At 68.8% G+C, this 15,615-nt stretch carries 16 protein-coding genes; 8 read left to right on the top strand and 8 right to left on the bottom strand.

Features of this window, described 5'->3' with window-relative positions:
* Positions 1–120 precede the first annotated feature (120 nt).
* Positions 121–1,188: a coiled-coil domain-containing protein gene (locus tag FJV41_RS10150; protein ID WP_141642236.1), complete on the top strand. Its 1,068-nt coding sequence runs from the start codon at positions 121–123 to the stop codon at positions 1,186–1,188.
* Here FJV41_RS10150 and FJV41_RS10145 read toward each other — a convergent pair.
* A complete protein-coding gene (locus FJV41_RS10145) occupies positions 1,185–1,724 on the bottom strand; it encodes a hypothetical protein (RefSeq protein WP_141642235.1) in 540 nt (179 codons plus the stop codon). The two genes, FJV41_RS10150 and FJV41_RS10145, sit on opposite strands and share 4 nt — an antisense overlap.
* A 99-nt stretch (positions 1,725–1,823) precedes the next feature.
* On the opposite strand from FJV41_RS10145, the gene FJV41_RS10140 reads away from it, so the two are divergent.
* The gene (locus tag FJV41_RS10140) at positions 1,824–2,894 is read left to right on the top strand and encodes a hypothetical protein (RefSeq protein ID WP_141642234.1); all 1,071 of its coding nucleotides are present in this window, start codon (positions 1,824–1,826) and stop codon (positions 2,892–2,894) included.
* A 36-nt stretch (positions 2,895–2,930) separates the two neighbouring features.
* Here FJV41_RS10140 and FJV41_RS10135 read toward each other — a convergent pair whose 3' ends face one another.
* Positions 2,931–3,242 (bottom strand): tetratricopeptide repeat protein, encoded by a 312-nt coding sequence (locus FJV41_RS10135; RefSeq protein WP_246137127.1) that lies wholly within the window; start codon positions 3,240–3,242, stop codon positions 2,931–2,933.
* Between the two features lie 61 nt (positions 3,243–3,303).
* Between FJV41_RS10135 and rsfS the strand changes: the two genes are divergently transcribed.
* From rsfS to gpmI, 4 genes are all read left to right on the top strand, one after another.
* Positions 3,304–3,882, top strand: coding sequence for a ribosome silencing factor (rsfS, locus tag FJV41_RS52140; RefSeq protein ID WP_174454681.1), 579 nt, complete (start codon positions 3,304–3,306; stop codon positions 3,880–3,882).
* Positions 3,879–4,343 carry a 23S rRNA (pseudouridine(1915)-N(3))-methyltransferase RlmH gene (locus FJV41_RS10125; protein WP_141642232.1) on the top strand — a complete coding sequence of 155 codons (465 nt, stop codon included), beginning with the start codon at positions 3,879–3,881 and terminating at the stop codon, positions 4,341–4,343. The genes rsfS and FJV41_RS10125 overlap by 4 nt, the downstream gene beginning before the upstream one ends.
* Positions 4,344–4,436: 93 nt before the next feature.
* The gene (locus FJV41_RS10120) at positions 4,437–5,588 is read left to right on the top strand and encodes an RNA ligase RtcB family protein (protein WP_141642231.1); all 1,152 of its coding nucleotides are present in this window, start codon (positions 4,437–4,439) and stop codon (positions 5,586–5,588) included.
* Between the two features lie 86 nt (positions 5,589–5,674).
* Entirely contained in the window at positions 5,675–7,216 is a 1,542-nt protein-coding gene (gpmI, locus tag FJV41_RS10115; RefSeq protein WP_141642230.1) for a 2,3-bisphosphoglycerate-independent phosphoglycerate mutase, read from the top strand.
* Positions 7,217–7,219: 3 nt separating this feature from the next.
* Here gpmI and FJV41_RS10110 read toward each other — a convergent pair whose 3' ends face one another.
* Positions 7,220–8,158 carry a LysR family transcriptional regulator gene (locus FJV41_RS10110; protein WP_220137847.1) on the bottom strand — a complete coding sequence of 313 codons (939 nt, stop codon included), beginning with the start codon at positions 8,156–8,158 and terminating at the stop codon, positions 7,220–7,222.
* A 55-nt stretch (positions 8,159–8,213) separates the two neighbouring features.
* On the opposite strand from FJV41_RS10110, the gene FJV41_RS10105 reads away from it, so the two are divergent.
* A complete protein-coding gene (locus FJV41_RS10105) occupies positions 8,214–9,161 on the top strand; it encodes an NAD(P)-dependent alcohol dehydrogenase (protein ID WP_141642228.1) in 948 nt (315 codons plus the stop codon).
* Between the two features lie 110 nt (positions 9,162–9,271).
* Here FJV41_RS10105 and FJV41_RS10100 read toward each other — a convergent pair whose 3' ends face one another.
* Entirely contained in the window at positions 9,272–9,748 is a 477-nt protein-coding gene (locus FJV41_RS10100) for an NUDIX hydrolase (RefSeq protein ID WP_141642227.1), read from the bottom strand.
* A 163-nt stretch (positions 9,749–9,911) separates the two neighbouring features.
* Here FJV41_RS10100 and FJV41_RS10095 point away from each other — a divergent pair, with 163 nt between their 5' ends.
* Positions 9,912–10,190, top strand: a complete 279-nt coding sequence (locus FJV41_RS10095; RefSeq protein WP_141642226.1) for a double zinc ribbon domain-containing protein — start codon at positions 9,912–9,914, stop codon at positions 10,188–10,190.
* Positions 10,191–10,392: 202 nt separating this feature from the next.
* Here FJV41_RS10095 and FJV41_RS54935 read toward each other — a convergent pair whose 3' ends face one another.
* The 4 genes from FJV41_RS54935 to FJV41_RS10075 form a co-directional block, all read right to left on the bottom strand.
* Positions 10,393–11,160, bottom strand: a complete 768-nt coding sequence (locus FJV41_RS54935) for an immunity 52 family protein (RefSeq protein ID WP_141642225.1) — start codon at positions 11,158–11,160, stop codon at positions 10,393–10,395.
* Between the two features lie 14 nt (positions 11,161–11,174).
* Positions 11,175–12,533, bottom strand: a complete 1,359-nt coding sequence (locus FJV41_RS10085) for a Tox-REase-5 domain-containing protein (protein WP_438616736.1) — start codon at positions 12,531–12,533, stop codon at positions 11,175–11,177.
* A 256-nt stretch (positions 12,534–12,789) separates the two neighbouring features.
* Positions 12,790–14,208: a hypothetical protein gene (locus FJV41_RS10080; protein ID WP_141642223.1), complete on the bottom strand. Its 1,419-nt coding sequence runs from the start codon at positions 14,206–14,208 to the stop codon at positions 12,790–12,792.
* A 120-nt stretch (positions 14,209–14,328) separates the two neighbouring features.
* On the bottom strand, positions 14,329–15,585 hold the full coding sequence (locus tag FJV41_RS10075; RefSeq protein WP_141642222.1) for a serine/threonine protein kinase: 1,257 nt from the start codon (positions 15,583–15,585) through the stop codon (positions 14,329–14,331).
* Positions 15,586–15,615: the final 30 nt, after the last annotated feature.

The raw sequence follows: 15,615 nt of genomic DNA, 5'->3' as shown, positions 1-15,615 counted from the left end.
CTCCCCCACCTGCCCCCACCTGGTGTGTCCAGGCGCCTGGAATCCCAGGGCTTTTCCCGGGCTCCGGTGGAGGAGAGGACAGAGCAGGCTGGCATCCGCTTTGCTCAAGGGAGGCCGCTGATGAGTCCCCGCCCCCTCGCGCTTTTGCTGTGCCTGCTCTGCGCCGTGCCCGTCTGGGCCGCGTCCGGGCTGGAGGCGGCGCGCTCGCGGGCGCAGGCGGCGAGGACGGAGGCGCGCTCGCTACGCACCCAGCAGCAGGCGCTGCGGGACGAACTGCAGGGCGTGGCCGCGCGAATCGAGGCGCTGAAGGCGGAGCGCAAGGGTCGGCTGACGACGGGCACGGAGCTGGACGCGGCGCTGCGGCGCTCGCAGGAGCTGAGCGGCTCGCTCACCGGACTGGCGCAGGCGGTGTCCACGGCGGAGGGCGAGTCGGAGCGCGCGCACCTGGCGCTGCATCAGGCGCTGTCGGACGAGCTGGCGCGGCTGCGCGGCGCGTGGGACCAGACGGCGGACCGGGGCCAGCGCGCCACGCTGTTGGAGGCGCTGCGCACCACTCGCACGGAGCGGGACGCGGTGCGCGCGGCGCTGCCGGCCTCGCGGGTGCCCATGATGGACAAGGCCACCGCCGGCGGAGATGACCCGGAGGACCTGCTGGAGCAGGCGGACACGCTGCGTGACGCCGAGGACAAGGTGCGCGAGCGCCTCAAGTCCCTGCGTGCGCGCATCACCGAGGTGCGCGAGGAGAAGGACCTGGACCGGCGCATGAGCGACTTCCTCGGCGAGGAATCCATGTTCGACGAGCAGGACCGTCGGCTGCGGCTGCGCATGCGCTCGGGGAACCTCCGCGTGGCGCCCAGCGACCGGGGCGGAGGCATGTTCGCCGGAGAGGCGGATGTCTCCGGGGGCCCGCCGCCAGGGGAGGGCACCGACAACCCGGGCATTCCCACCACGCCCCAGCCTGGCACAGGCACCGGCAGGGACCCCGCGCTTCCGGAGCCCGAGCCCGCGCGTGCCACGGACCGTCGCCCGCAGGTGGACGGCGTGCGCGCCCAGACACTCGCGGCCGGCGGCCCGGTGGACCTCGCGGCGATGGAGGCGGAGGCGAAGCGGCTGGAAGCCCTCGCCCACGAGCTGGACGGCCGGGCCGGCGCGCTGGAGCACCGCGCCCAGGAACTGGCGACGCCCTAGAGCAGTCCGGACTCGACTTCCAACCGCACCACCGCGCGCAGGCGGACTTCCCGCTCCGGCGTGCGGCCCTTGCCGCGGATGATGATGCTCATCGTCGGCGCGGACACGTAGGGCTGCATTTCCACGTCCCCCAAATCCAGCCTCAGCGTGGGGTTGGGCGGACGGAGATTCGAGCGCGCCAGATCGTTCTTCCAGGCGATGCGCGACTCCCGGTCTCCCGCCCGGACGAAGAACTCCACGTTGTCCAGGAAGGTGAAGTCCACGTCGTTGGGGCTGAGAATCTGGAGCGACAGGGAGTCGACGTGGACGGACGTCACCTCGTCCTTGGAAAGCCCCTGGTTCTTGAAGTCCTGGTTCTGGTCGAAGTCCATCCCCGCCAGGCTGCTGATGGGGGGAAAGGCGTTGAGCTCCGTGCTTCCGCCGGGCAGGGTCGCGGGCACGGTGGTTTCGCCCCTCACCTCGGTGATGAACGAGGACTGGGCGCAGGCGGCGAGTCCCAAGCCGACCGCCGCCGCGAGAAGTGAGACAGGGCGCATTCCACCAATGTACCGGGCGGCCGGCGTGACGTCACTGCCGCCAACCTGGCGAACGGGCCCGCCCTCCCGCGAGTGGGGCGTGCAGGCACGAGGCCGGCTATGTTGCCCGGCGTCGTGTCCCGCTCCCGCCCTACCCTCCTGGTCCTCCTCGTGTTGCTCGCCGCTCGGCCCGCGTCCGCGGTCGAGTGGGAGGGCGCGCTGAAGGGCACCGCGCGGCTGCTGGTGGACACCAACGCGCCGCGCGACTTCTCCGACGGCAGCACGCCCTCGCCTGGAGCGGACCCGGCGCTGAGCGTGCTGGGCTCGGCCGAGGGGCGCGCGACGTTCGAGCGCACCCAACTGGTGGGCCGCTACGAGCTGGGCGCGCGCAAGTACGTGGGCTTCTCGGATGAGGACACGCTCATCCAGACCGGGGCCCTGGAGGCCTCGCTGGCGCTGGGCACCGAGTTCGGACTGGGGGCGGAGGGACACGCGAAGGACCGGCGGGGCGGCACGCGGGCGTACTCGGACCTGGGAGCAAGCGTGTTCGCCGAGTACGCGCCGGACGTGCGACTGGCGCTGCGGGTGCGGGCAGGCGCGCGTCGTTTCGTGTATCGGCCGGATAAGACAGCCAACTTCGGCGGGGCGGAGCTGGGCGTGGTGGGCCGCTACCGCTTCGACCGGCGCCACAGCCTGTCGCTCTTCGGTGACTGGGGCGCGCGCCGCTACGGTCCCCTGGCGCGGCCCAGGCCCGGCGCCTCCGGTGCTTCGTCCCTGGGCCGACGCGAGGATGGCGCGCTCACGGCGGGCGCGAGCTACAACTACCGGGGCCCGGTGACGCTGGGGCTGACGTACGCGTACCAGGAAGTCACGTCCAACAGCTTCGGGGAGACGGTGCTGCGCCACCGCGTGACGGGCAACGCGGGGGTGCGCCTGCCCTGGAAGGTGACGCTGCTGGCGCAGGGTTCACTGGGCATCACCCGCTATCCGGACGGCATCTACCTGTCGCCCGAAATCATCCTCGTCGAGGAGGACGAGGGACAGAACTCCCTGTCCCTGAAGCTGGCGCGCCCGGTGTCGGAGCGGGTGGACCTGGAGGTGTCCTGGGGCCTGTGGAGCACCCGGCTGCCCCGCAATCAGCTCTCCTACTCGCGACAGGTGTTCGGCGTCGGCTTCACCTGGCGGGACTGAGCAGGCACGGCGAGGACTCGAAGGCCCTCGTGTTCATCACAGGTCGGAGATGCGCTCGTCGATTTCCTCGGCGAGTCCCGGGTGGCCCTGGGCCAGGGCGTGCTCACGGGCCTGGGTGAGCACCTCGCGGGCCCGCTCCACCTGCCCGGCCCCGGAGAGCGCGTCCCCCAGGGAGACCAGGGCGGCGGCGTAGGTCGGGTCCAGGCGCACGGCCGCCTCCAGGGCAGCCGCCGCCTCGGCGTACTGCTTTCGCTCCAGGTACAACTTCCCCAGGGAGAAGTGGCTCATGGGGGAGTCCGGGAAGTCAGCGGCCATCTTCTTGAACTGTTCCAGGCGGGCGTCGCTCATGGACAACACCCCATAGAGGACCCATGCCGTGTTGCCAAGGGTGCGGTAGGGTGCGCCGCACATGGCAACGAAGAAGAAGACGACCCCACGAAAGAAGAGCGCGACCAAGGCCAAGGCCCCGGCGCGGAAGCAGAAGAAGACGGCGACGGGCAGGACGGCCCCCAAGGGCAAGGCTCCCGCTCCCAAGAAGGCGCCGGCTCGCAAGAAGACCCCGGGCAAGGTCCCCCTGAGGGCGAAGAAGAAGGCGAAGCTGCCAGGCGCCGCCCAGCAGAAGGCGGGCCCGGCGGAGAACCCGCAGGCGCAGGCGCTGGCGCGGCGCATGGCCCAACTGCTGCTCGACAAGAAGGCGCTGGACGTCGTCATCCTGGACGTTCGGGGCATGACGTCCTACGCGGACTACATCGTCATCGCCTCCGGCGAGAGCGACCGTCAGGTCAGCGCCATGGCGGAGAACGTCCACGTGCAGCTCAAGCAGGGCGAGCAGCCGGTGCGCGCGCTCGGCACCGAGGGCGTCGAGACGGGCCAGTGGGTGTTGCTCGACTACGGCGAGGTGGTGGCGCACCTGTTCCTCGCGGACCTGCGCGCGCACTATGACCTGGAAGGTCTCTGGGCGGACGCGAACCGGGAGAAGGTCTCCTGAAGGTCCGCCTCCTGACCATCGGCAAGGACCGCTCGGGTCTCTACGAGCCGGCGGTCCAGGAGTACGCCCGCCGCCTGGGCCACTACACCCGCTTCGAGCTGGTGGAGCTGACCGAGGCGAGCGGCAAGAAGCTCAAGCCGGGCGACGCGAAGGCCGCCGAGGCGGAGGCGATTCTCTCCAAGCGCAAGCCGCAGGACTGGGTCATCGCGCTGGACGAGCGTGGCTCGCTGCTCGACTCGGTGGAGCTCAGCCGCTACGTGGGCAAGGCGCAGACGGGCGCCAAGGACCTGCTCTTCGTCATCGGTGGTGACGAGGGGCTGGACTCGAGCGTGCGGGACGCGGCGAACCTCACGCTGTCCCTGTCGAAGATGACGCTGCCCCACCGGCTGGCGCGCGTGGTGCTCGTGGAGCAGCTCTACCGCGCGTTCACCATTCTCAAGGGCGAGCCGTACCACAAGTAGCCCACCAGGCGAGCAGGCGGCGGGAGCGGGACTCCGGTCCCTGCCGCGCTCGCCTGCGTCAGGCCCACCAGACAGGGGGCGTCAACGGGCCTCATGAGCACCGCCGGCACCCAGGCCCCCCTGACGTCTCCACCCGCGACCGTCCGCATCATCGCCTCGCCCCAATCGTGGGTGGAGGGAGAGGCGGTGCGGCAGTTGGAGGCCGTGGCGCGCCTGCCCGGCATGAGGCACGCGGTGGGACTTCCGGATTTGCACCCCGGCAAGGGCGCGCCGGTGGGTGCCGCCTTCACCTCGGAAGGCATCCTCTATCCATACCTGGTGGGCAGCGACATCGGCTGTGGCATGGGGCTGTGGGACGTGGGGATGTTGGCGCGCAAGGCCAAGGCGGAGCGTTGGGCGGCGAAGCTGGACGTCGAGGGGACCTGGAGCGGAGACGCGGAAGGCTTCCTGGCGGAAGAAGGCGTGAAGGCCTCCGGGTTCGAGGCGGCGCTGGGGACGGTGGGCGGCGGCAACCACTTCGCGGAGGTGCAGCGGGTGGACGCGGTGCACGACGCGGAGGGCTTCGCGGCGCTGGGGCTGGCGGCGGACCGGTTGCTCCTGCTGGTGCACTCGGGCTCACGTGGACTGGGCGAGGCGATTCTCCGGGCCCATGTGGACCGGCACGCGGCGGGCGGGTTGCTGGAGGACTCGGACGACGCGCGGGCGTATCTGACGCGGCATGACCACGCGGTGGCGTGGGCTCGGGCGAACCGGGCGCTGGTGGCGCGGCGGGTGCTGGATGGGATTGGCGCTCCGGCCCGTCGGGTGCTGGATGTCTGCCACAACAGCGTGACGCCTCGGCGGGACGCGGGTGGCACGCGGTGGCTGCACCGCAAGGGCGCGGCGCCCTCGGACGAGGGGCCCGTGGTGATTCCGGGCAGCCGTGGCGCGCTGAGCTATCTGGTGGTGCCGCTGGGGGATGGGACGGGCAGCGCGTACAGCCTGGCGCACGGCGCGGGCCGCAAGTGGACGCGCACGGCCGCCCGCGAGCGCATGAAGGAGCGCTTCACCGCGGAGTCGCTCACGCGCACCCCCTTCAAGAGTCACGTCGTCTGCGAGAACAAGGACCTGCTCTTCGAGGAGGCGCCGCCCGCGTACAAGCCGATTGACCGCGTGGTGACGGACCTGGTGGAGGCGGGGCTGGTGCGGGTGGTGGCCACCCTGGCGCCGGTGCTGACGTACAAGACGCGCTCCCGCGAGGAGTAGCGCGGCCCCGAGCCCGGGCATGGAAACGGAGTGGTCCGGTGCTTTTTGCCCTCTCCGTCCGGCGCCTGCGTGGTTAGGGTTCGGGCATGACTGCCGCGCACAAGGTCCTGCTCTGCATTTTGGATGGCTGGGGCATCCGTCACGAGCGAGAGGCGAATGCCATCCTCCTGGCCGGAACCCCGCACCTCGACAAGCTGACGAGCCCCTACCCGTTCACCGAGCTACAGACCTCGGGATTGGCCGTGGGCCTGCCCGAGGGGCAGATGGGCAACTCGGAGGTCGGCCACACCAACATCGGCGCGGGCCGAATCGTCTACCAGGACCTGGTGCGCATCAACCGCGCGGCGGAGTCCGGAGAGCTGGCGCGAAACCCCGTGCTGCGCGCCGCGATGGACGGCGTGAAGGCGGACGGCAAGGCGCTGCACCTGTTGGGGCTGGTGTCTCCGGGCGGCGTGCACTCGTCGATGGAGCACCTGTATGCGCTGCTGAAGGCCGCGCGTGAGCGGGGCGTCGCGCACGTCTACGTGCATGCGTTCCTGGATGGGCGCGACACGCCGCCGCAGAGCGCGCTGGGCTACGTGGAGGAGCTGGAGCGCTTCCTTCACGAGACGCACACGGGGCGCATCGCCACGTTGAGCGGGCGCTATTACGCGATGGACCGGGACAAGCGCTGGGACCGCGTGCAGCTCGCGTACGAGGCGCTGGTGTACGGCAAGGGGCCCAAGGCTCCGGACGCGCTGAGCGCGATTCGCGCGTCGTACGCGGAGAAGGTGACGGACGAGTTCGTGAAGCCCACGGTGCTGGCCAGTGGGGACGGCACTCCCGTGGGCCGCATCCAGGATGGGGACACGGTGCTGTTCTTCAACTTCCGCGCGGACCGCGCGCGGGAGCTGACGCAGGCGCTGGCGTACCCGAGCTTCAAGGACTTCGACCGGGGTGGGCTGCGGCTGGGGCGCTACGTCTGCATGACCCAGTACGACGAGACCTTCGATTTGCCGGTGGTCTTCGCGCCGGACCAGCCGCAGGACATCTTCCCGGAGCTGCTGTCGCGTCAGGGCTTGCGCCAGTTCCGCACGGCGGAGACGGAGAAATACGCGCACGTGACGTTCTTCTTCAACGGCGGGCGCGAAGTCGTCTACCCGGGAGAAGACCGGCACCTGGTGCCCAGCCCGCGTGACGTGAAGACGTACGACTTGAAGCCGGAGATGTCGGCGCGCGAGGTGACGGCGGAGCTGGTGCGTCGGCTGGACTCGGGCACGTATGACTTCGCGCTGGCGAACTTCGCCAACCCGGACATGGTGGGACACAGCGGCCGGCTGGACGCGGCGATGCAGGCGGTGCGCGTGGTGGACGAGTGCCTGGGCGTGCTCGGCAAGGCGTGCGAGCGCAACGGCTGGGTGATGGCCATCTCCGCGGACCACGGCAACTGCGAGCAGATGGTGGACCCCATCACCGGCGAGCCGCACACCGCGCACACGCTCAACCCGGTGCCGTTCCACCTCATCCATCCCGCGTTCCGGGGGCAGAAGCTGCGCCCCGGCATCCTCGCGGACATCGCCCCCACGCTGTGCAAGGTGATGGGCCTGCCCCAGTCCAAGGAGATGAACCGGCAGGGCGTGCTACCGTGAGGCCTATCGCGTCGCGGGGCGCGGGAGCCCCGAGACGCGCACGGCTTCCTGCAGGAGGGCCCGAAACCAGACGTGCTTCGGGTCCCGCTCATGCCTCGGGTGCCACGACAGCTCCATCTCGATGTTGGGCAGCTCAAAGGGAACCGGTCTCACCACGATGCCCCACTCCCGGGCTCGCGCCTGGGCAAAGCTGCGCGGCAGGACGGTGATTCGGTCCGAGGCGGCGAGCAGGGGCATCGCCAGCGCGAACGAATTCACGACGCGCGCTATCCTCCGGGTGAGTCCCTGCGTTTCGAGCAGCGCGTCCACCGCGCCCCGCTGAGTCCGCCCCAGGGGCGCGACGAGGAGGTGCTCGGCCGCCGCGAAGCGCCGAATCGTCCACGGCCCCTTGAGGAGCGGATGCCCCTTGCGGAGCACGCAGACGAAGTCGTCCAGGAACAGCTTCTCCGACGAGAGTCCCCGCTCCCGGGCAGCCCCCGGCATGATGGCCAGGCCGTCGTTCTCTCGCAGGAACGCCGCGAGGTCGACCGTCATCGTGTGGACGGAGAGACGCGCTCGTGGAGCCCGCGCGGTCAGCAACCCATCGAGCGCTGATAGCAGGACCTCCGCCACGCGGTCCGAGGTCGCGAGGATGAGCTCGCCGTCGTACGCGCTCGGCTCGAACGGCACGCCCACGACGAAGAGGCGCTCCGCGGCGGCCAGGACTTCACGCGCGGGCCCGCGAAGCTGCTCCCCCAGAGCGGTCCTCGCGAGCGTCCGCCCTGTCCGGACCAGCAGCGCGTCATCGAAGTCACGGCGCAGACCTCTCAACGCATTGCTCGCCGCCGCGGGCGTGATTCCCAGTCTCCGCGCGGCCCGGGCGACATGGCCCTCCTCCAGCAGGAAGTGGAGTGCACGCGCGTGATTCAGGTCGAACGTCGAGACATTCATTTCATGAAGCATAGGCCTTCCGAACATCAAGTTCCGCGAATGGCTCAGTGGACTTACTCCTTTCCGCATGAAAACCGTGACCTACGAACGCTTTGGTGGTCCTGACGTCCTGACCCTCTCCGACGTGGCCCCGCCGGCTCCTCGCGCCGGGCACCTCGTCGTGCGCGTGCGTGCCGTGTCCATCAACCCGCTCGACGGAAAGATTCGGCGCGGCGATGCCCGGCTGCTCAGTGGCACGAGGTTCCCGAAGACCCCGGGCCTCGATTTCGCGGGTGTGGTGGAGCAGGTGGGCGAGGGCGTGTCCGGCTTCCGCGTCGGGGACGACGTCTTCGGCGGCATGGGCTCCTTCAAGGCGGGCTACCTCTCCGAGCACATCTCCGTCCCGGCGCGAGTCGTCGCGAAGGTGCCCAGGTCGCTGGACGCCGTGCAGGCCGCGGCCGTCGCGGTCGTCGGACTCGCGGCCCGGACCGCCGTGCGAGCCGTCGCGCGCGTCAAGGAGGGTGACCACGTGCTGCTCAACGGCGCCAGCGGAGGGCTGGGGCCGTACGCCCTCCAGCTCGCCAGACGGGCGGGGGCACACGTCACGGCGGTCAGTGGCACCGACGGCGTCGCGTTGGCTCACGAACTCGGCGCTGACACGGTCATCGACTACCGGCGCGACTCCATCCTGGCGTCAGGGAAGACCTTCGACGCGGTGCTCGACCTCTCCGCGCGGCTTCCCTTCAGCGAGGCTCGCGCCCTCCTGGAGCCCCACGGCGTCTACGTCGACTTCGAGCCGGGCCCCGCGAAGCTCGCCAGCGCCGCCGTCCAGAACCCGTTTCGCGCCCAGAAGCACCGCTTCGTCATCACCCAGTCCACCACGGCCGCCCTCGAGGAACTGGGCCGGCACTTCGACGCGGGCGAACTGACTCCTGGCCCCACGCAGGTGTTCGAACTCTCCGACCATCGGCGCGCCTTCGAGGTCGCCGAGAAGCGTGGACTCGTCGGCAAGGTCGTCATCCGGCTCGGTGACTGAGTCAGGGACAGTCCGTCACCGCGGCGGGTCCCCGGACAGAAAGGCCCTTCGACCGCGAGCCCCTCGTGGATGGCACCGAGCGTCGAACCAGACGCTGGCCGTGGGCTCGCTCACCCACGCGCTTCGTCATCGGGCAGCAGCGTGCATAGCAGCGAGTCGTCGGGCCCGAGAGGGCGCCAGCCAGAGGGCGGTGGAGACGTCCGAAGCGAGACGCGGGCGTTCTCTACGCGCTTGCGATGCGTCTCCGGGATGTCGGTGGACCAGAAGGTCAGCAGCTTGGCGACCACGAAGCGGGACTCGTCGTCCATGACCTCGGGCCAGCCATTCGGAAGGTACTCGGCCATGTTGCGCACCAGCGCGTCGCGCACGAAGCGGGTGACCTGCTCGCGGGACTCCGCCTCGGAGCGCAGCACGCTCAAAATCTGGAGACCGGCGACCTCGCCCTTCCCGAGCTCATCCGCCAGTCCCATCAGCGAGACGGCGGGCCGTGCATCCGCGAAGGCGGTCAGCGAGTCGTAACCCCGCTCGCGGACCCGCGCATACAGGCGAACCCTCCAGTTCCCCTGCCAGACCCGCCCACCGCTCATCTGCGTCTCCCTGGGATGAAGTTCATCGGGACGCCGTGGAACGTCATGCGCTCCGCAACGATGTCGAGGAACCCGGTGACACGTCAACATCCCCCCGGGTGCGGGAGCATCACCGCCAACTCCTGACTCGACAGCGTGGCATCCCCGCTGCAAGCCCCCCCGCATGCTCAGAGCCCTGCTGGACGTCCTCTACCCTCCCGCATGCATCGCCTGCGCGAGAGTCCTTCCCGGTCCCGGGGCCTTCTTCTGCGAGACGTGTGACACGGCCCTGGAGCGCTTGCCTCCCGGGTGCTGCCGCACCTGCGCCGAGCCCGGCACCTTCCCTGGCGGCTCATGCCCGCGCTGCCGGGCCCACCCCCCACCCTTCTCCCGCGCCTGGGCCCCCTTCGCGCACGAGGGCCCCCTGGCGCGAGCCATCCACCGCTTCAAGTACGCGATGTAAAGGCCCTCCGCTCCGTCGAGCCCGTGAACTTTCGCGGGGTTGCCATGCCTCAAGTGTTCGCCCGAGTTCGCCCCCGACCGCTTCTCGTTGTCATTTCGTTGTTACGCGAGAAGGTGCCCCACGTTCGCCGGAACCGGAGACGTGCCCGGACAGCACCGTCCATCCGATGCTGCCGAGCCCGCTCATCCGGCCCCTCTTGTTCCTACGGTTGGACCTGGAGCGGCTTCAACAGCCCTGCTCGGTCCAGCAGCTCTCGCACCCGCTCAGCCAGCGCCACGTGCTCCGGGTTGCTGGCCGTGAAGCGCTCAGGGGTGAGGACGATGATGGTGCCCTTGTCCCCCACGGACTCAATGCGCACCGGAGCAGGGAGCGGGGGCACCGTGCCCCGATGACGTGCGAGGTACGTCACCCATCCTGTCCACACGTCGACCGAGCCGTCTTCATCGTCCATATCCCTGTGCGATTCAGACATGGCCACCGCCCAGTCAGGTTCCCACGCCAGCGCCATGCCGCGAACGACCTCAGTCAGCACGGATGCGGTCAGGATTCGCTCAGCACCATCTCCTCTAGAGGGGAGGGACAGAATGCATGCGTTCGCGGTGCTGGATTCAGTGTAGCTCCCGCAGCGCATGCTCACGTCCGTGAAGTCCTCGCCAGTGCCATCGCTGTACGCCGAGACGGTCAGACCCAAATCTTCGATAGGCGGCCCACCGGGCTCTCGGTTGACACCGCGCCGGAACGCCTCCGTCAAGGTGGGGAGGCCAGGGGGCATAAGAGGAGTTTTCCGCCCCTTGCCTCGCGGCTTGGGAATCTTGTTCCAGTGCGCCAACAGGGGGTCACAGACTGCCAACAGGTTGAGAAACGTCACCGCTCGTTGGGCGCACTCTTCGGGAGACTCCCTACGCGGCCCCCAGTAGGCACCGGCATAGTAAATCTCAGGGTAGCTCTTGGACGCAGATTGAGTGTTCATGATGCTCCCTCGCCTCAGGGGACCAGGACGCGTGCTGGGGTGTGAATGACGGCAATCTCCCTGACGCCTCTGCCACTGAGGAGTTTGCGGATGGCATCGGCGGCATGCTTCTCCGCGATATGCCACTCTATGGGAATGCCCTTGCCCTTGACTTTGCCGATTTGCCGCAGGGCTTGGTCAACGAGGTCCTGGGCCTTTCCTGATGCCCTGAACCAATCCTTGGGGGCAAGGTCGGCCTCGAAGAACTCAGCGTAACCGGGTCCCTTGGCTTCCAGTAGCACTCCATCCTCGAAGCCATCGAACTTCGTCCCACCGCTCTTTCTGCCAACACCTCCTACCCAGTATGCATCGTCGTACGAACGGCCCGAGATTTGTTCCTGGTACGCCCGAGCACGAGCAGAAGCGCCCTTCTCTCCAGAGGGTCCCCACTGGCCGGGGCCCTTGGCTGGTCCACCCTGCTTCGCGGCCGTGCTCGCCCGCTGAAGGATGATGGCGGCTCCTGGACCGCCGCTCAGCACCGCCGCCGCGCGCCCCACCGGCACCGCTACGCGCTCCATGGCGAGCGCCCCTTGTGCGGACAGGGACAACACCGGCACTTCCGCAGTTGCGAGCGACGCACCTTGAAGCGTGCGCGTTGCGGATGACACCGTGCCCCAAGTGGCGATGATGTTCGTCACCAGCTTGGAGACGGACTGAATCTGCTCGCCGCGTGTCATGTACTGGAAGCGCTCCATGTACTCAGGCGACGAAGCCAGCAGCGCGGCCACAGCGGCAGGCATGTGTCGCAGCGCCGCGAGGTTGTCAGCGGGCGACGTCGAGAAGAACTGCCCTACCGCCAAGGCCAGCCCGACGAAGGCTTCTTCTGCCCCGTCCAGCGTGCGACTGATGACGTCGGCATCGTCGTGGACGTCCGCGATGGCGAAACCGTTGACCTCCCGCAGCTCGTCGTCCAGCAAACGGAAGACGCCCGTGCGCCCATTGTAGAAGCGACCCAGCTCGAAGCCGTGCGCGCGGAAGGTTCCATCTTTCCACTCCACTGGAGCCACTCGCTGCTGCGTCCTGCCACTGCGCACCCAGGCTAGGCACCCGTCAGGCCGGAGCACCGCCAGATGATTGAAGCGCTCCACCCTCTGCACCAACTCGGCGCGTGACACCTCGCCCGTGTCGAGCACTTCGCGCAGCATGAAGCCCACCGCGACCCGTGCCGGAAACTGGCCCAGCGTCACGTCCCTACTCAGCAACGCCTCCAAGAGCCGTGCGGCCTGTGCGGGCGTGAGCGAGCTGCCCGCTACGGGCCGCTCGTCCCGGTCCTCCAGCCCGGCATCCGTCAGAAGCTTCTCCCAGGCATCTTCCTTTGAGGGGGGGCGACCCATGGAGCCCCCCACGAAAGTACCGGTCGAGCTACTCGCCCCACTCGCGGAACCATCGCGGAAATCTCGGCGGTGCCTCAACCGCGCGTCTTCGTCCGACGAAGAGGCCGCCACGCGAGGAGCGGTCAGGCGCGGGGATTCGGCGGGAAGCTCCACACGGGTCCCTTGCGACGCGAAGCTCAAGGTTCCACTACGCCCGGGAGCGCGCGACACGGAGGCACATCCCGCCGCCAGCAGGGCCACGGCGAGCAGCAGGGCGTTAGCGCGCATTGTCCACCCCCAGTCCCACTGATGCGAAGGCGCCAGGCCGCAACGTTCCTTCGGTCGTGGGGAACAGCAGCGTGCCGCCCGTCCCGAGCGCGTAGAACTTCCCTCCCAGGAACCGCCAGCGCACTTCCGCCGCTCCCAGGTAGCGCGCCCCGGGCTTGCCAGCGCCCGCCGCGAGGCCCGTCAACGCCACTTCAAGGGCGCGCTCGAACAGCTGCACCGCCACGCGCCCGTCCACATCGAAGCGGCCCCAGGTGAAGGCTTCCGCGCCCAGCGACAGCTTGAGGTGCTTGTAGAGGCCCCCATAGCTGACCGCATCCCAGCCCACCACGGCCTCGCCATGAATGGAGTAGCCATCCGGGAAGGGCGCATCCGCGAGCGGTACGCCATCAGGGCCCGCTGCCTGGAAGCGCGCCAGCTCGTAATCTGGCCCGAAGAACCCTTGCCGGAAGCCACCGTGTTGCCGCCGCGCCTCTAGCCTCAACGCCATGTTGAGTGTCTGCGTGAGTACATCCGCGCCCGCGCCGACCACCGCGCCCCATGCGCCTGCCTCCCCTGGCCTGCCTCCCCAGCCCGCGAAGACATGCGCTTCATACCCCGGCCGGACCAACAGCACGGCCACCGCGTCCATGTGCGCCAGCGTCACCGAGGCCGCACGCCCACCGGCACGCCCCCAGTCATGTACGGCCGACAGGCCCAGTGTGTAGCGCCCCTTCTGTTTGGGCTTGCCGAAGAGAACGTGCTCCACATCCAGCTCTGCCTCTGCCCCCATCAGCCGAGCACCGAGAACGTCCGAAGAGAACGCCTCGACGTAGACGGGCCCCAGTGTGCCGGTGAGGACGCCCGCCGCCGGGTGGTAATTCGGATTCGCGCGGTGGGCGTAGCGCCGGACGAGATGCCCGGAGAGGAGGCTGTAGCTATCGAGCTTCCCGAACCACACGCCCAGCGGCGAGTTGTCCGAGCCCAGCTTGAGACTCCTCACCAGCTGTCCCCAGTCCGAGAGTTCGTCCCAGTCCTCGCGCCGGACAACCCCACCATCCTTCGGCCCCCACACGCGCAACCGCAGCGGAGCCCCGAGGTTGACGCCGAACTCCTCGCCACGCTCAAAGACAATGGTGGGCTCAACCTGGAAGTAGCCCTCATCCGTGCCCATGCCCGAGCGGGGCAGCAGCGCCCATGCAGACGTCTCGACTCGCAGCAGGGAGGCCCATCGCGTGGAGGGGTCGACCGGCACCGACGCGGCCTCGGTCGTTTCGCCCTCAAGGGGCAACGGCTGCACCGTCCCCTCGGGTGGGAGCAGGTTCACGGTCTCCTCTTCTTCGGGCGGCGGTGGGTCCGCAATCTCTTCCGCCCCGGCCACTCCAGGCAGCACCAGCAACAGCGAGACAAACCAGCTTCGCATCCTTTGCATACACGTCCCCCATGCGTGCCCCGGAATGAGGCACGAAAGACACACGTCTCCCGGTCGGCGCAGCGACTTGCGTCGGGCCGGTGGTGAATCAGCAGTGGTGAGTGGAGATAGGTGCCGACGTCAGGCGGTCGGCAGCGCCTTCACAGCTCGACGGGCACCAGGACGGGGGTCCGTCGTCAGCTCGTCTTCGTTGCGCGTTTCGGGCTGCGTCTCGACTTGGTCCGGGTGCGCCCGCCAATCGGCAGGGATGAAGCCGCCCTCGTCGTCGAGCAAGTTCAGCTCTTCCATCGCATCGCCCGCGTCGGAAAGTGCCTGCTCGACTTCCGCCACCGCATCCGCTGCGCTGAAGGGGCCCAGCTCCGCGAGCCGAACTCGAAGCGCGTTCTCCAAATCAGCGGCGGTCTCGAAGCGCTCGGACGGTTTGCGGTGGAACAGCTTGCGGAGAATGGCGCGGAGCTGCTCGGGCACTCCCAGGACCGCGACATCCACATCAAGGGGGCGGTACGCCATGGCCCAGCAGATCGCATCCTCCGCGAGCGATGTCAGCCCCGCGTCCATGCTTCTGACGGTCGCCTTCAGTACGCGGCGCCGTTCCTCCTCGGACATGCGCGCCTCCAGATCCGACAGCTTCAAGTTACCCGGGTCGTACAGGTGCCGGCCCGTGGCGAACTCCAGCATCGTCAAGCCCAGGGAGAACATGTCCGCGCGTCCGTCAATGTCCTCTCCCAGCAGCAGTTCCGGAGAAGAGTAGATGACGTCGCCCTTGGGACGCGGAAGCGTCGTAGCAATGCGCCCCGCCAGTCGCGAGAAGGCAACACCAAAGTCCGTCAGCTTCACGCCCCCCCGAGGAGTGAGACGAATCCGCATGGGGTTGACGTCGCGGTTCACGATGTTCAGCGGGATTCCAGCATCGTCCGTGCGCGCATGAGCGTAGGCCAGGGCTGCCGCGACCTCTGCGAAGACGTACAGGACGAAGGCTTCGGAGAAGTAGCGCCCGCGCGCCTGCGCAATGGCAAGCAGCGAATCCAACGTGAAGCCATCGACACATTCACTGGCAACGCAAAGAGCGTGCTTCATCTCGAAGAGGCCAAGAACGCGGGCGATGTTGGGGTGTTGGAGGAACCGCGCCAGCCTGACTTCCTCTTCCAGTCGAACGCGTGCGTGCTGTTGATTCTCCGAGGGGGCCGCACCCTGGGGGAGCGCCACGTACTTGACCAAGACCTTGCCTTGAAGCCCTGCGGGAGTGCGGGGCCGCGCGTAGAGGATGCGCTCCCCGTTGCGGCCCTCTCCGAGAATCTGGAAGAGAAAGTACGTGGTATCCCCTTGAGAAAAGAGGACCACACCCTCGGTTAGCCGAGGGTCGGAATCATCAGACATGGCGGGAGTCTCCTGATAGCCCTCCGCGAA

This window comes from Myxococcus llanfairpwllgwyngyllgogerychwyrndrobwllllantysiliogogogochensis (assembly GCF_006636215.1).
GTDB classification, from domain to species: Bacteria; Myxococcota; Myxococcia; order Myxococcales; family Myxococcaceae; genus Myxococcus; species Myxococcus llanfairpwllgwyngyllgogerychwyrndrobwllllantysiliogogogochensis.
This window is presented reverse-complemented; position numbering and strand designations above follow the sequence as displayed.